The 14,513-nt window shown below is 65.2% G+C and carries 12 protein-coding genes; 10 read left to right on the top strand and 2 right to left on the bottom strand.

Annotated features, from left to right (window positions below):
* Positions 1 to 94: 94 nt before the first annotated feature.
* The 6 genes from ACWETB_RS17665 to ACWETB_RS17640 all read left to right on the top strand — a co-directional run bounded on the left by ACWETB_RS17665 (position 95) and on the right by ACWETB_RS17640 (position 8,363).
* Positions 95 to 355, top strand: a complete 261-nt coding sequence (locus tag ACWETB_RS17665) for a hypothetical protein (RefSeq protein ID WP_452212555.1) — start codon at positions 95 to 97, stop codon at positions 353 to 355.
* Positions 352 to 1,260: a GIY-YIG nuclease family protein gene (locus tag ACWETB_RS17660; RefSeq protein ID WP_452212553.1), complete on the top strand. Its 909-nt coding sequence runs from the start codon at positions 352 to 354 to the stop codon at positions 1,258 to 1,260. Before ACWETB_RS17665 ends, ACWETB_RS17660 begins: the two co-directional genes overlap by 4 nt.
* 303 nt (positions 1,261 to 1,563) lie before the next feature.
* On the top strand, positions 1,564 to 4,116 hold the full coding sequence (gene clpB, locus ACWETB_RS17655) for an ATP-dependent chaperone ClpB (RefSeq protein WP_348809796.1): 2,553 nt from the start codon (positions 1,564 to 1,566) through the stop codon (positions 4,114 to 4,116).
* A gap of 318 nt (positions 4,117 to 4,434) precedes the next feature.
* Entirely contained in the window at positions 4,435 to 6,393 is a 1,959-nt protein-coding gene (locus ACWETB_RS17650) for a hypothetical protein (protein ID WP_452212550.1), read from the top strand.
* 186 nt (positions 6,394 to 6,579) lie between these two features.
* A complete protein-coding gene (locus tag ACWETB_RS17645; protein ID WP_452212548.1) occupies positions 6,580 to 7,176 on the top strand; it encodes a DNA-3-methyladenine glycosylase I in 597 nt (198 codons plus the stop codon).
* A 128-nt stretch (positions 7,177 to 7,304) separates the two neighbouring features.
* Positions 7,305 to 8,363, top strand: coding sequence for an oxygenase MpaB family protein (locus tag ACWETB_RS17640; RefSeq protein ID WP_452212546.1), 1,059 nt, complete (start codon positions 7,305 to 7,307; stop codon positions 8,361 to 8,363).
* Positions 8,364 to 8,372: 9 nt separating this feature from the next.
* Here the strand turns inward: ACWETB_RS17640 and sigK are convergent, their stop codons facing one another.
* On the bottom strand, positions 8,373 to 8,939 hold the full coding sequence (gene sigK / locus ACWETB_RS17635; protein ID WP_449741716.1) for an ECF RNA polymerase sigma factor SigK: 567 nt from the start codon (positions 8,937 to 8,939) through the stop codon (positions 8,373 to 8,375).
* Positions 8,940 to 9,163: 224 nt separating this feature from the next.
* Between sigK and ACWETB_RS17630 the strand changes: the two genes are divergently transcribed.
* Positions 9,164 to 9,568 carry a PPOX class F420-dependent oxidoreductase gene (locus tag ACWETB_RS17630; protein ID WP_449741715.1) on the top strand — a complete coding sequence of 135 codons (405 nt, stop codon included), beginning with the start codon at positions 9,164 to 9,166 and terminating at the stop codon, positions 9,566 to 9,568.
* Between the two features lie 29 nt (positions 9,569 to 9,597).
* Here the strand turns inward: ACWETB_RS17630 and ACWETB_RS17625 are convergent, their stop codons facing one another.
* On the bottom strand, positions 9,598 to 10,119 hold the full coding sequence (locus tag ACWETB_RS17625) for a DUF6611 family protein (RefSeq protein ID WP_449741714.1): 522 nt from the start codon (positions 10,117 to 10,119) through the stop codon (positions 9,598 to 9,600).
* Between the two features lie 344 nt (positions 10,120 to 10,463).
* Between ACWETB_RS17625 and ACWETB_RS17620 the strand changes: the two genes are divergently transcribed.
* The 3 genes from ACWETB_RS17620 to kdpB are packed head-to-tail and all read left to right on the top strand — an operon-like array spanning position 10,464 to position 14,509.
* Entirely contained in the window at positions 10,464 to 10,562 is a 99-nt protein-coding gene (locus ACWETB_RS17620) for a potassium-transporting ATPase subunit F (protein ID WP_449741713.1), read from the top strand.
* Between the two features lie 6 nt (positions 10,563 to 10,568).
* The gene (gene kdpA, locus ACWETB_RS17615) at positions 10,569 to 12,353 is read left to right on the top strand and encodes a potassium-transporting ATPase subunit KdpA (protein ID WP_452212543.1); all 1,785 of its coding nucleotides are present in this window, start codon (positions 10,569 to 10,571) and stop codon (positions 12,351 to 12,353) included.
* Positions 12,350 to 14,509 carry a potassium-transporting ATPase subunit KdpB gene (gene kdpB / locus ACWETB_RS17610; protein WP_452212541.1) on the top strand — a complete coding sequence of 720 codons (2,160 nt, stop codon included), beginning with the start codon at positions 12,350 to 12,352 and terminating at the stop codon, positions 14,507 to 14,509. Before kdpA ends, kdpB begins: the two co-directional genes overlap by 4 nt.
* Positions 14,510 to 14,513: the final 4 nt, after the last annotated feature.

Raw genomic sequence — 14,513 nt, 5'->3', positions numbered from 1 at the left:
TCCGTCCTGCCATGTTCCTCATCGTCCCTTCTCTGCCCTCACCAGGGCAATCAGGACTCTAGAACAACCCGGACCGGTTCACGGGGGACACGCCATGCGCAGCGTCGTCACGCACCTGCGCGACAAGCTGATGGAGAGCGAGAACCTCCAAACCCAGGCGCACAACAACTCTCGAGAGCAGTTCGAGGCCAGCCCGGATATCGACATCGAGTTCAACGGTGCGGTGATCGAGGCGATGGACGCCCACTCCGACCTATCCGCACAGATCCTGAACAATGCGGTGATTCGGGACAAGCTGGTGTCGGAGTTGGTGCCGGCGATCTACCGGAGACTTCGGGAAGAGGCAGCATCGTGAACGGCCTGGGTCCGGATCTTCAGGGCGAGACCGAAGCCGCGGCAGCTGGTGCAGTTCCGGGATACATCTATGTCCTCTCCTCGCCCAACTGCGGGAGCCTCAAGATCGGCCGCACCGATCGGCTTCCGCCACACCGGCTCAAGGAGATCAACGCCAACCCCGTCTATCGCGAGCACGGCCCGTGGAGCATCGTTCAGGCAGCGCAGGTCACCGATACGGTCGCTGCGGAGACCCACATACACCGCAAGATTCGGTCGCTTGCGAACGCCACGATCAGCGGCCAGAAAGAACTCTTCGATGTATCGATCACCGAGGCCTGCAAGCTCATCCGCCAGACACCGAACCACGTCGAACTCACCGCATATCCAAAGCTCGAGCGGTGCTTCTTCGACCCGAGGCTAGCCGAGTATCTGGACAAACTGTACGGACTTCCCGGGATGTCGAACTTCATCGACGACCAGGGAGCATGGACCCTATCTCTGTTCACGGGCACCGCAGGAGGCCGGTTCTTCACCGTCAATATCGGTCCTCACGAGGTGGCCTACTCGAGCACGCCTCGACGTGGCGAAGTCGTTCACGAGAACTTCCTGATGGTCGACCGATTGATCTTGGATTTCCCGGAGGTACGCAAGTGGGTGCGGAAACATGGTGGGTCCGTCTCGAACGTCCACTACGAGTCGCAGCGTGACCGCGCCACCGGTATCACCTTCCACGGGACCTTCGCGGATGCACTCGAACTGCTGGCGCTCCCCGGAGTTCGCCGCAGCTTGATCGCCTACTGGACTGAAGGACTGCTGGAGATGCGCGAGAACGGCAAGGAGAGCAGATACAGGAGCTCCCACCAGTGGAACGCCGTCGCTGAATTGCAGCGGCGCGCTGAAGGGCTGCCGACGTTGTTCGGCTGACATCGGAATCTCTCTGCCGGTAAACCCTGGTGACTTAACGGGCAAAACCGGCCAAGTCATGTGGGATGGATCACTCTCAGTCCAGCATCTGTGACTGATGTGGCGTCCCAGTCCAGAAATCCAGAAAAGGTGGCTCCCAGTCCAGGAACTCACCGCGCGCGGCAGCAGCAACGGTAATGTGATCACCATCACAATCACGAGAATACTTGAGCGGAATGGACTCAACTCTACTCGCGTTGACACCACCGAACGGCCATACTTGAGCCGTACCGACTTAAGAATGTAGAGAAAGGTGCACACGAAGTGGACAGCTTCACCCCCACCACCAAGACACAGCAGGCGCTCAGCGCTGCGGTGGCTGCGGCGGCCGCTGCCGGCAATCCTGACGTGCGGCCTGCCCATATCCTGGTTGCTCTGCTCGATCAGTCCGACGGAATCGCTTCGCCCCTGCTCAAGGCGGTGGGAGTGGACCCATCGGCGGTTCGTACGCAGGCCCAGGCCATGGTTGACCGCGCGCCGACGGTGTCGAGCGCGAGCGCGCAGCCCCAGCTTTCCCGCGAGTCGATCGCGGCCGTCAGTGCCGCGCAGCAACTCGCAACAGAATTGAACGATGAGTACGTCTCCACCGAGCACCTCGTCGTCGGTCTGGCGACCGGTGATTCCGATGTCGCCAAGCTGCTTCACAACGTCGGTGCGACGCCGCAGGCGTTGCGCGAGGCGTTTGTTGCCGTCCGCGGGAATGCCCGCGTGACCTCCGAGGATCCCGAGTCGACCTATCAGGCGCTCGAGAAGTACTCGACCGACCTCACCAAGGCCGCCCGTGAGGGCAAGCTCGATCCGGTGATCGGCCGTGACTCCGAGATCCGTCGCGTCGTGCAGGTGCTCTCCCGTCGTACCAAGAACAACCCGGTCCTCATCGGTGAGCCCGGCGTCGGCAAGACCGCCATCGTCGAAGGGCTCGCCCAGCGGATCGTCGAGGGCGACGTCCCGGAGTCGTTGCGCAACAAGACCGTCATCTCGCTGGACCTCGGCTCGATGGTCGCCGGTGCCAAGTACCGCGGCGAATTCGAGGAACGTCTCAAGGCCGTCCTCGACGAGATCAAGGGATCGGCTGGACAGGTCATCACCTTCATCGACGAGCTGCACACCATCGTGGGTGCTGGTGCCACCGGCGATTCCGCGATGGACGCCGGCAACATGATCAAGCCGATGCTGGCCCGTGGCGAGCTGCGACTGGTCGGTGCCACCACGCTGGAGGAGTACCGCCAGTACATCGAGAAGGATGCCGCTCTCGAGCGTCGCTTCCAGCAGGTGTACGTCGGTGAGCCCAGCGTCGAAGATGCCATCGGTATCCTGCGTGGCCTCAAGGAACGGTACGAGGTGCACCACGGTGTGCGCATCACCGATTCCGCATTGGTCGCTGCCGCAACGCTTTCCGACCGCTACATCACCTCGCGGTTCCTGCCGGACAAGGCCATCGACCTGGTCGACGAGGCCGCGTCGCGGTTGCGGATGGAGATCGATTCGCGCCCCGTCGAGATTGACGAGGTCGAACGCATCGTCCGCCGTCTCGAGGTGGAAGAGGTTGCGCTGCAAAAGGAGCACGACGAGGCGTCGAAGGCGCGGCTGGACAAGCTGCGTCAGGAGCTGGCCGACCAGAAGGAGAAGCTCAACGAGCTCTCCGCTCGCTGGCAGTCGGAGAAGACCGCCATCGACGCGGTCCGCGACACCAAGGAAGAGCTGGAACGCCTTCGCGGAGAAGCCGATCGCGCCGAGCGTGACGGTGATCTGGGACGGGCCGCCGAGCTGCGCTACGGCAAGATCCCCGGTCTGGAGAAGGAACTCGAGGCCGCGATCGAGAAGAGCGGCACCGATCCCGACGGTGACGTGATGTTGCAGGAGGAGGTCGGACCCGACGACGTCGCACAGGTCGTGTCGGCGTGGACGGGTATCCCCGCCGGCAAGATGCTGGAGGGCGAGACTGCGAAACTGCTTCGGATGGAAGAGGAACTGGGTCACCGGGTCATCGGCCAGACCGACGCCGTGGTCGCGGTGTCGGACGCGGTACGGCGAGCCCGTGCCGGTGTCGCCGATCCCAACCGGCCACTCGGATCGTTCCTGTTCCTCGGGCCGACCGGTGTCGGCAAGACCGAGCTCGCCAAGGCATTGGCGGAGTTCCTGTTCGACGACGAACGCGCGATGGTGCGTATCGACATGAGTGAGTACGGCGAAAAGCACGCCGTCGCAAGGCTTGTCGGTGCCCCTCCGGGGTACGTCGGCTACGAGCAGGGCGGTCAGCTGACCGAGGCGGTGCGTCGTCGCCCGTACACGGTGGTGCTCTTCGACGAGGTCGAAAAGGCCCACCCGGACGTCTTCGACATACTGCTGCAGGTTCTCGACGAGGGACGCCTGACCGACGGCCAGGGCCGTACCGTGGACTTCCGCAACACCATCCTCATCCTCACCTCGAACCTCGGTTCCGGTGGCAACGAGGAGCAGGTGATGGCGGCGGTGCGCGCGGCCTTCAAGCCGGAGTTCATCAACCGACTCGACGACGTGGTGATCTTCCAGGCTCTCAGCCCGGAGGAACTGGTGTCCATCGTCGACATCCAGCTGGCACAACTGCAGAAGCGGCTGGCCCAGCGTCGCCTCGAACTCGAGGTCACGCCCAAGGCCAAGGAATGGCTGGCGGAGCGGGGATTCGATCCGCTCTACGGCGCACGTCCGCTGCGGCGGCTCGTGCAGCAGGCCATCGGCGACCAGCTCGCCAAGGCACTGCTGGCCGGCGACATCCGCGACGGCGACGTCGTGCCGGTGAACGTCTCCGCCGACGGCGAAGGCCTGGTGCTCGGCTGATCTGAGCAATATGACTGAGCCGCAAGGTTTCCCGACAGGAGGCCTTGCGGCTCAGTTGTCTGTTCGTGCCGGATTGGCGTCGAGGTCAGCCGGGATGGATGATCCCGCCGATGTTGGGAAAGTGAGTGCTTCATGTCGAATCCCTTCGGGAAGGATTGATTGGCCGCGACGTGCTGTGACGTTGGTGATCCGGCCGATCGTGGGGGATTGCGAAGCGCCGCGTCCGGGTCGCGGGGTGCGTTGAATGCAGGTCCACTGAACGGGGGACGGACGCGACCGGCCGGCGCGTCTCCGCACGTCACGTGAGACCATCCCCGAATGGAGTTGCCGGGGGGCACCGCAGACACGGCCGTATCCGATGACGCCGAGCAGGCCGGGCAAGCCGCTGCCGAGTCGAACCGGATGCCGCCTCGCCCCTGGGCGGTCGCCCTCGGTGCATTGACCGGCTTGGCGTTGGCCGCGGTACTCGTCGCCACGGCGTTGACAGTGCTGAACGATCCGGCATGGCACCGTACCTCGGACAGCGTCTCGGGGCCGCTCGGGACGGATGCGGTGATTCTCGCCGTGATCACCGTCGTCATGGTGATTGGGTTCCACGGCTTGTCCGTCGCTGCCCGGGTACCGCGCTGGGCGCCGTTGGTGTTCGTGCTGGCGACATGCGCGATCGCCTTTGTCGCGTTGATCGCATTCAACCCGGACAGTTCGCGTAACGAGACCGCCGACGAAATCGCCCGCACCGCACAGGTGTTCCCCCACGTGCTGAACATGCCGTCCGGGTCACGTTATGTCTTCTGGACGTGCGTGGTGGTGACCTCGGGCATGGTGGCGGTGGCCGTTGCCGCTTACGTGCGCCGCGCCGGACGACCAGAGCGATCATGGTTTCTCGGCGCGACGGTCACGGTTGCGCTCGTGGCGACGGCAGTCGGTGCGGTGATCGTGTGGCCGGAGACGCCCGGCCCTGAGCGAACCGGGGAAGGATCAGGGGGTATCGCCTTTCAACAGCCGCAGTACCTCATCGGGAAGTTCACCGCGATCCGGCCGTCGGATGAATCCCGTAACGCCCGACTGTATTCACCCGTCGTGCTACCCGTCGGGTTCGCGGTGATCGACGGAGAATCCGTTGTGGCGCGGTCCGGACACACCGGCGACCGAGTCTGGTCGGTCGACTTCGGCGCGGAGGTGAGCGCCATGTGGTCCTCCGAGGTGACCCAAGGAGGCGACACGACAGCGATCCTGGCGCAGGTCGCATACACGCCCTGGTCGCCTATCACCTATGGCATCGACGGGACCAACGGCAACATCCTGTGGAGCAGTGATGATTTCGGTCCCATACGCGACGCGGCCGGCTCTGCCGACGTGATGGTGGCGATGGTGGAAGACCGCGGGGAATCGGTCACGGGCGACGCGACAGACGTCGACAGAGACGGCGATGATGACGTGTCGGACGACTCCGCGGCACAGACCAAACCGACCACACTCAAGCGCATCGACATGACAAGCGGGAACTGGACATCGCTGAAGGCCTATGGTCCGTCACGCACCTGCCAGTACGACGGCCACGTCCATTCTGACGGATACGAGGCCGCGATCGCCGAGACGTGCGTCGATCCGCGCGGAATGCGGATAGCGCGGTTCAGTTTGGGGTCGAACGAATACGTCGAGCCGATCACGCCGGACCTCTTGGGATTCTACGACGGCGACGCCCGTATCTCCATCGCGGACATGCGGTCACGTTCGATGTTGATCACGGTGACCGGTGCCGATCCAGGCACGGACAAATCCGTGGTGTACGGCACCGAGGTCGGGAGCGCACGGGTCGCTTTGCCCGCCGGATACCGCGGCACCGACATTCTGGTGGGAATCGGTGCCTACTCGTACACCGTCGCCGCGCAGGCGCCCAACGGGACCAGCGCTGTGATCGTCGGCGACCTGTCCGAATCGCCGGCGAGGTCCACGATCACCCCGACCGACACGATGGCGGGGGACGAATCAGGTCACTGGGCCGCTACCGGCGATGCGCTCTTCACGACCGGTGTGTACCGCGAGCCGCCTGAATTCAGTGCCGACACCGGGTACGCGCGTCAGATCGCTCCCCTCACCATTCTTCGGAACGCACCGATCGGACCGGCGTCGCAACGCATGTCCATCCAGATCGCGCCGAGTCCGTGCCCGCAGCTGAAGTCGGACGCGAATGGGTTGCTCACCGTCGGCGGCGGTGTTCTCTTCTTCTGTGCCGCCGGTCTGGGTATGCAACCCGTGCTCTACCTGATGAGCTGATGTGATGGGCGGAGGGGCGCGCTGAGCTGTGGTTGGTGGAGGTGCGATCACGGCGTGCGAGGTCGCGACACCTCCTCGGCCAGCGCCTCGTCGGGCTCGGTCGGTGGGGTCGTCGGGCTCGGTCGGCGGCGGGCGTAAGTGTCGGTGCCGGTGGGTAACGTCGTGTCCAATCCGAGGGAGGTAGCGATGACTGATGTGATCGTCGGCGATGACGGCAGAGCGCGGTGTGTATGGGCGGCGGTCGAACCCGAGACGACCTATCACGACACCGAGTGGGGATTCCCGCTCTCGGGTGACACCGCCCTGTTCGAACGGGTCTGTCTCGAGGGTTTCCAGTCGGGGCTGAGTTGGCGCACCATCCTGAACAAGCGGGAGAACTTCCGAAAAGCGTTCAGTGGCTTCGACATTCCCACGGTGGCGCGGTTCACTGACGCCGATGTCGCACGCCTGCTGGATGATGCCGGCATCATCCGGCACCGCGGCAAGATCGAGGCGGCCATCAACAATGCCCGCCACGCCGAAGGGCTCATCGACGAGCGCGGTTCGCTCGAGGCGTTCTTCTGGGAGTACGCGCCCGGTGACGATCACGAACCGGGGTCGATGACGAGGTCGCCGGAGTCCACCGCGCTGTCGAAGGATCTGAAGAAACGCGGCTGGCGGTTCGTCGGGCCGACGACGATGTTCGCGCTCATGCAGGCCGCCGGCTTCGTCAACGATCACGCCTATGAGTGCGTGATCAGGCCGACGGTCGCGGCCGCGATTAAAGCTCACCCGCGGCCATAGCGGGGCGAATCGATCATCTCGTTTCGGCCGGACCTATGGTCCCGGTTTGGCCACGAGGTGTTGACCACGTCACAGACCCGGCCTAGATTCGATCTGGAAACGATCGTTATCAGAAGAGGGGGTCGCAGATGGCGACGCATACGATGGCTCCGGTTGTTCGTGCGGCACGTGGACACATTCACACGCCCAAACGCCCGTATCTGCCGCTGCCGCACGGCCGTCGGCATCCGACCAGCATGGTGGAGCTCATCACGGTTGTCGGTCTGACCAGCGGCGTGGCCAACATCATCATGCAACTGTCGTTGCCTCCCGTCGGCCACGGAGTCAACGAGAGTCGAGTCGCGTCGGGAAGTCCGCGGCGGTATCCGATGAAGCGCTCGCGCACCACCGGCACCTACCTGTCCGTCGCGCTGCTGGGCACCCAGGAGGAAAAGGACGACCTGCGTAAGCACATCGTCGAGATGCACACGCCGGTGGTGTCGACCCCGGAGAGCCCGGTGCGGTACAGCGGCAACAGCCCCGAACTGCAACTGTGGGTGGCCGCCTGCCTGTTCCGCTTCTACCTCGATCAATACCAGCTGCTGTACGGCGAACTGCCCGAGGCCGATCTCGACGTGCTGACGCGCGCCGCCGAGCCGCTGGCCACCGGTGTCAATGTGCGGCCATCGCAATGGCCGCAGAGCTGGGCGGAGTTCACCGAGTACTGGGACACCGTGGTGCCGAACCTCTCTATCGCGCCGGCGGTCCGTCACGACTTCGAGACGCTGTCGAACCTCGAGTTCGTCGTGGAGGCGTGGGGACCTGTGGGCAAGGCGTTCCCGGCGATACTGGGCAATCACTTCGAGTTCATGACCAAGGGAAATCTTCCGCCCGAGTTCCGCGAACTGATGGGCTGGGAGTGGTCGGAAGGCGCTCAGAAGAAGTTCAACCGCACTCTGCGTCGGATGCGGACGTTCGACCAGCTCGGGGGACGCTACCTGGCGCTGGGACTCGTCTGGTCGTACATGATCGACTACCGGATCCGGCGCCGCCTCGACGTCCCCGTCCTGGGCAAGCTGCGCGTGTCCGACCGGCCCGTCAAGGACGGCGGTGGCCTGCGGACCATCGCACGCCGGACCGGCCGGAAGTCGGCCCACAAGGCGGATTTGCCGAAGGCGGCCAGGGAGTCGTCGGGCTGCCCGTTCTGATCACGCTGATCACGCCGCGAGATGCGTGACCTGCGGCGCAAGGCGCTTGAGGCCCTGACGGATTCGTGACTTCACGGTGGGGAGGGCGACGTCGAGGTGGTCGGCGACCTCGCGGTAGGTGAGGCCCTGGAAGTACGCCAACTCGATGGCCTCCCGCTGCAGGGGAGTGAGCAGTCCGAGGGCCGAACGAATCGTGCGAGCCAGTTCCCTGCGCTCGGACAACTCGATGACGACGTCACGGTCCGCTCGATCGGCGTGCTCGGTGGTGCCGTAGGTGAGGGTGCGGCGCTTGGATGCGGCCTCCGAGCGCACCCGGTCCACCGCCCGACGATGGGCCAGGGTCATCAACCAGCTGATCGCCGAACCCTGCTCGGCGTGGAACGACGCGGACGACCGCCACACCGCGAGGTACACCTCCTGGGTGACCTCCTCGCTGTGGCCCGGGTCGCGCAGCACGCGCAGCACCATGCCGTACACCCGGGAGCTGGTGAGGTCGTAGAGGTCGGCGAACGCCGCGTGATCGCCGGTGGCGGTCCGGGTGAGGAGGATGTCGATGTCATCGAGTTGGGTTCGCATGAGTCGGTCTCCCTCGTGAGCGGCTGGTCGGTGTTGCCGCTGCAGCGGCGTGATGCCGACTGGGAGGCTGACCCGGTGTCTTAAGACGCTAGGCGCCGGCGCCGGGCGGATTACTGTTCAGCACGAAACCGCGACGCGATAGCAACGGTGATCACGGATTGGTAACGAAGGTGGGTCGGCGCAACCGGTGATCGTGCAGTCCGCGGGTCAGTAGGCTGGTCGTCGTGACGCCAGGCGATCCGACCCCACCCTTCGATGCCGCGACCGATGCGAAGTATGTGCAGCTCACGACGTTTCGCAAGAACGGCAACGCCGTGGCGTCACCACTGTGGGCAGCCGCCGACGGAGACCGCCTCTACATGTGGACGGTGACCGACTCGTGGAAGGTCAAACGCATCCGCAACAACCCGAATGTGATCGTGCAGGGATGCGATGCGCGTGGCCGGAAACTGATCGGTCAACCGGTGACCGGCACCGCCGAGGTCCTCGATACCGCGGGCACCGAGAAGGCCCGCGCACTCATCTCCGGCAAGTACGGAATCCTCGGGTGGATCACGATCAAGGCGAGCCTGCTGCGACGCGGTAAGGACGGCACGATCGGTGTGCGGATCACACCGGCCGCAGGCTGACGAAGAAGCCGGCGTCGCGGGTCGGGTGGTCACACCTCAGCCGTTACCCGGTGCCCGGCAGTGGCGATCTGTTCGTGGCACCGCGCCCAGAGCGCCTCGTGCTCGACCGGCGTCATACGTCCGGCGGCCACCTCACGGTCGGCGGTACGCAACTCGCCGGCCGTCTTCTCGATGATGCGCCGCATCACCAGATCCTCCACGCCCTGCCCCGGGCCCGACCACGATTCGATGATGCACATCCGATGCCGGCAGGTCGCGGTGCGTCGCTGAATCGGGACCACGACGGCCAGCGCCACGACCGCGCCGACGGCCGCACCGACCGCGGCATGCACACCGGACTTGGCGGCCGCGCAGATGCCGGCGATCAGCGCCAGCGCCACCACCGCGGGCACCCACCGCCACAACCGCAACCATCGCCGTTGCTCCGGGCTGGTCCCCGGCGGGTAGATCACCAGACGATGCCGAACCCACTGACGGGCGTATCCGACCTGCACATATCCCCAGACCGCGTCGCCCGCGACGACGGGTCGGCGGCACTCGATGTCACTCATGCATCCGGAGTAGTCCGGTCCCGGCCGCCCACGCGTATTCCTGACCAGATCTCAACGCCGGCAACCGAATTCTTGACGACTTCTTGACGGGCGCGGATGCCCGCGGAGGCGCCTGCGAAAGGGGCGTCAACAAGTCGTCGGATCGCGTATGGATCGCGTTAAGAGGTCTTCCGGCGGGCGGCGCACGGCCGCATCATCACTGGGGTGCGTGATCCCGCCGGGTCGCGTGAGGAATGTTTGTGAGGAGTTTGCGTCATGGCCGATGGCCTGTATGTGCTCGCCGCGGTGGTGGGCTTCGCCCTGTGCGTCCTGGTGGTCCAGGGTGTCGACACCAGGATCCGTCGATGACCGCGGACGGCGTCGAAACGGTCGTCCTGCTGGTGCTGTCGGCGATGGTCGTGGTGTACCTGCTGTGCGCTCTGATCTTCCCGGAAAGGTTCTGATCGGCCGTGAACTCAACTGCAGCTGCGGTGGCCCAGGTGGCCACCGTCATCGTCGTGCTGGCCGCCGCCTATATCCCGCTCGGCGACTACATGGCCCGCGTCTACCGATCCGATCGGGACCTCGCCGTCGAGCGTGGCCTGTACCGGATCGCCCGCGTCGACCCGCGTCAGTCGCAGACGTGGAAGGGCTACGCCCTTGCTGTGCTGGCCTTTTCGCTGGTCTCGACCCTCCTTCTGTACCTGCTGCAGCGTCTGCAGGGAGTGCTGCCATGGTCGGACGGCAAACCCGGCGTCGACCCGTCGGTCGCGTTCAACACCGCGATCTCCTTTGTCACCAACACCAATTGGCAGTCGTACTCGCCGGAGGTGGTGATGAGCAATCTGACGCAGATGCTCGGCCTGGCGGTGCAGAACTTCGTGTCCGCAGCGGTCGGCATGGCCGTCGCGGTGGCGTTGATCCGCGGGTTGGTGAACCGGCGGGGGACCGGTCAGATCGGCAACTTCTGGGTCGATCTGGTGCGCGGAAATCTGCGAATCCTGTTGCCGCTGTCCGTGATTGTCGCGCTCATCCTGTTGACACAGGGTGTGGTGCAGTCGCTGCACAGCGGATTCGGGTTCTCGGTGTTCGGTGGCGAATCGTCGCGCAGCCTGATCGGGCCGTTCGCTTCCCAGGAGGCGATCAAGGAACTCGGCACCAACGGCGGCGGAACCCTGTCGGCGAACTCCGCGCATCCCTTCGAGAATCCGACACCGTTGTCCAATGTCGTTGAAATCATTGCACTTCTGCTCATCCCGGTGTGCCTGACCCGGACCTACGGAACGCTGGTCGATGATCGTCGTCAGGGCCTGACCCTGGTGGCCGTCATGGGCTCGATCTGGGCGGGAATGCTCGCCGTCGTGTGGTGGTTCGAAACCCACCCGAATGGTGTCGCCGCGACTGCGGCCGGCGCGATGATGGAAGGCAAGGAACAACGTTTCGGGATACCGGCGTCGGCATTGTTCGCGGTGTCGACGACGGGAACCTCCACCGGCGCCGTGGATGCCGCCCACGACAGTTTCTCCGCAGGTGGCGGAGGTGCCCTCATCTGGAACATGCTGCTCGGCGAGGTCGCGCCCGGCGGTGTCGGTTCGGGTCTCTACGGCTTGCTGATCCTCTCGGTCATCACCGTGTTCGTCGGCGGATTGCTGGTCGGTCGCTCGCCGGAATTCCTCGGAAAGAAGGTCGGGCAGAACGAGATCACGATGTCGGCGTTGTACATCCTCGTCATGCCGGCACTGGTGCTGACGGGTGCGGGAATCAGCGTCGTCATGGGAGCGACACTCGACCCCCAGGGTAACGGTGGAGACCCCGGATCGCCGGGTTCCATCCACGGGTTCAGCGAGGTTCTCTACGCCTACGCCTCGGCCGCGAACAACAACGGCAGTGCCTTCGGTGGATTGACCGTGACCAGCGACTGGTTCCAGGTCTCGCTCGGACTCGCGATGCTGCTGGGTCGCTTCCTGCCCATCGTCTTCGTTCTCGCTCTCGCCGGATTGTTCGCCGGACAGAAGGGACGGGTCGCCCAGTCGACGGAAAAGGGCGCCCAGTCGACGGAAAAGGGCGCCCGGTCGACGGATGGTGGCGGCGGTGTGGCTGTCGCGGAACGGATCTCGGTCGAGACCAAGGCGTCGACCCTACCCACCCACGGCGTGCTGTTCGGTGCGCTGTTGCTCGGCACGACGTTGCTCGTCGCCGGACTCACCTTCTTCCCGGCCATGGCGCTGGGACCCATTGCGGAGGCACTGCTGTGAGCGTTGATCTGACCGACAAGACTTCCGATTCCGAGATATCACCTCCCGTCGGGGAAGGTCCGGACGAGCCGGGGTTGGTGACGCAGGGTGCGTTTGACGTCCGGTCGCTGATCACCTCATTGCCGCAGGCGGCGCGGAAACTCAATCCCCGTGCGCAGGCGCGTAATCCGGTGATGTTCGTGGTCTATCTGGGGTCGATCGTGACCACGCTGCTCGCGATCTGGCAGCCGTCGTGGTTCGCCTGGCTGATCACCGCGTGGCTGTGGTTCACCGTCCTGTTCGCCAATCTCGCCGAGGCCGTAGCCGAAGGCCGCGGTCGCGCGCAGGCCGACAGTCTGCGAAAGGTGAAGCGCGACACGATGGCACGCCGCATCTCGACGAGCGGCGCGATCGACACCGTCGCCGGCAGCGCCCTGCGCGTCGGTGACCGGATCGTCGTCGAGGCCGGTGAGGTCATCGCCGGCGACGGGGACGTCGTCGACGGAATCGCGACGGTCGACGAGTCGGCCATCACCGGTGAATCCGCACCGGTGGTACGGGAATCCGGCGGCGACCGGTGCGCGGTGACCGGCGGCACCGTCGTGCTGTCGGACCGCATCATCGTCGAGATCACCGCCGAACCGGGGCAGACCTTCGTCGACCGGATGATCTCGCTGGTCGAAGGGGCCGCACGTAAGAAGACACCCAACGAGATCGCCCTGGACATCCTGCTGGCGAGCCTCACCATCATCTTCCTGCTCGCCGTCGTCGCCGTCGGGCCCATGAATCAGTACGCGGGACAATCACCCGACCCGACCAAGCTGATTGCGCTGCTGGTCTGCCTGATCCCGACAACCATCGGGGCACTTCTCAGCTCGATCGGCATCGCCGGAATGGATCGGCTCGTGCAGCGCAATGTCCTCGCCATGTCCGGCCGGGCGGTGGAGGCTGCCGGTGACATCGACACCCTGCTGCTGGACAAGACCGGCACCATCACCTACGGCAATCGGCGCGCCACCGAACTGCATGCGGCCCCCGGTATCTCGACCCCCGAGCTCGCCGAGGTCGCCAACCGGTGCAGCATCGCCGACGACACTCCGGAGGGACGCAGCATCGTCGACCTGTGTGTCGACACCCACGGGGTGGAGACCTTCGATGCGGGTACCGTCGCCGCCGGGCGACGTCGCGACCATCCGAGCGTCGAGGTCGTGCCGTTCACCGCGGAAACACGCATGAGCGGCATCGACTTCCATCTGCCCGTCGATGACGGTGGTGGCGTCGTCGAGTACCGCAAGGGTGCCGCCGACGCGGTGACGCGGTGGGTCGCCGAGCACGGTGGCGCGATGCCGCCGGAGGTGTCGGCGACGGTGACGTCGGTGTCCAGCGCCGGGGCCACTCCGCTGGTGGTCGCACAACGTGCCGCCGATGGCGCACCGCGCGTGCTGGGCGTCATCCAGCTCTCCGACGTGGTCAAACCCGGTATGGCGCAACGGTTTGCGCAGTTGCGGGAGATGGGTATCCGCACGGTGATGGTGACCGGCGACAATCCGCTGACGGCGCAGGCCATAGCCGCCGAGGCGGGCGTCGACGACTTCGTCGCGGAGGCGACCCCGGAGAACAAGCTGGCCCTGATCCGTTCGGAACAGGCCGGCGGACGGCTGGTCGCGATGACCGGCGACGGCACCAACGACGCACCCGCATTGGCGCAGGCGGACGTGGGGGTCGCGATGAACACCGGTACGTCGGCGGCCAAGGAGGCCGGCAACATGGTCGACCTCGATTCGGACCCGACCAAACTCATCGAGGTGGTGGCCGTCGGCAAGCAACTGCTCATCACCCGCGGGGCGTTGACGACGTTCTCGCTGGCCAATGACCTCGCCAAGTATTTCGCGATCCTGCCCGCACTGTTCGTCGGAATCTATCCGCAACTCGACTCGCTCAACATCATGCGGTTGCATTCGGCGCAGTCGGCGATCGTCTCGGCGGTGGTGTTCAACGCGCTGATCATCGTGGCGCTCATCCCGCTGTCGTTGCGGGGAGTCCGGTATCGGCCCAGTTCGGCGTCGCGTCTGCTCGGACGCAATCTGCTCGTCTACGGCGTCGGCGGCGTGATCACCCCGTTCGTGGGGATCTGGCTGATCGACCTCGTCGTGCGTTTCATCCCGGGAATGGGGTAAGGGG

The sequence above is a fragment of the Gordonia sp. NPDC003950 genome (assembly GCF_053605205.1).
This window is presented reverse-complemented; position numbering and strand designations above follow the sequence as displayed.

Excerpts from the sequence above, each read along its gene's own strand:
- ACWETB_RS17665 (WP_452212555.1), top strand. The coding sequence starts at position 95 with ATGCGCAGCGTCGTCACGCACCTGCGCGACAAGCTGATGGAGAGCGAG.
- ACWETB_RS17650 (WP_452212550.1), top strand. The coding sequence starts at position 4,435 with ATGGAGTTGCCGGGGGGCACCGCAGACACGGCCGTATCCGATGACGCC.
- ACWETB_RS17645 (WP_452212548.1), top strand. The coding sequence starts at position 6,580 with ATGACTGATGTGATCGTCGGCGATGACGGCAGAGCGCGGTGTGTATGG.
- ACWETB_RS17640 (WP_452212546.1), top strand. The coding sequence starts at position 7,305 with ATGGCGACGCATACGATGGCTCCGGTTGTTCGTGCGGCACGTGGACAC.
- sigK (WP_449741716.1), bottom strand. The coding sequence starts at position 8,939 with ATGCGAACCCAACTCGATGACATCGACATCCTCCTCACCCGGACCGCC.
- ACWETB_RS17625 (WP_449741714.1), bottom strand. The coding sequence starts at position 10,119 with ATGAGTGACATCGAGTGCCGCCGACCCGTCGTCGCGGGCGACGCGGTC.
- ACWETB_RS17620 (WP_449741713.1), top strand. The coding sequence starts at position 10,464 with ATGACCGCGGACGGCGTCGAAACGGTCGTCCTGCTGGTGCTGTCGGCG.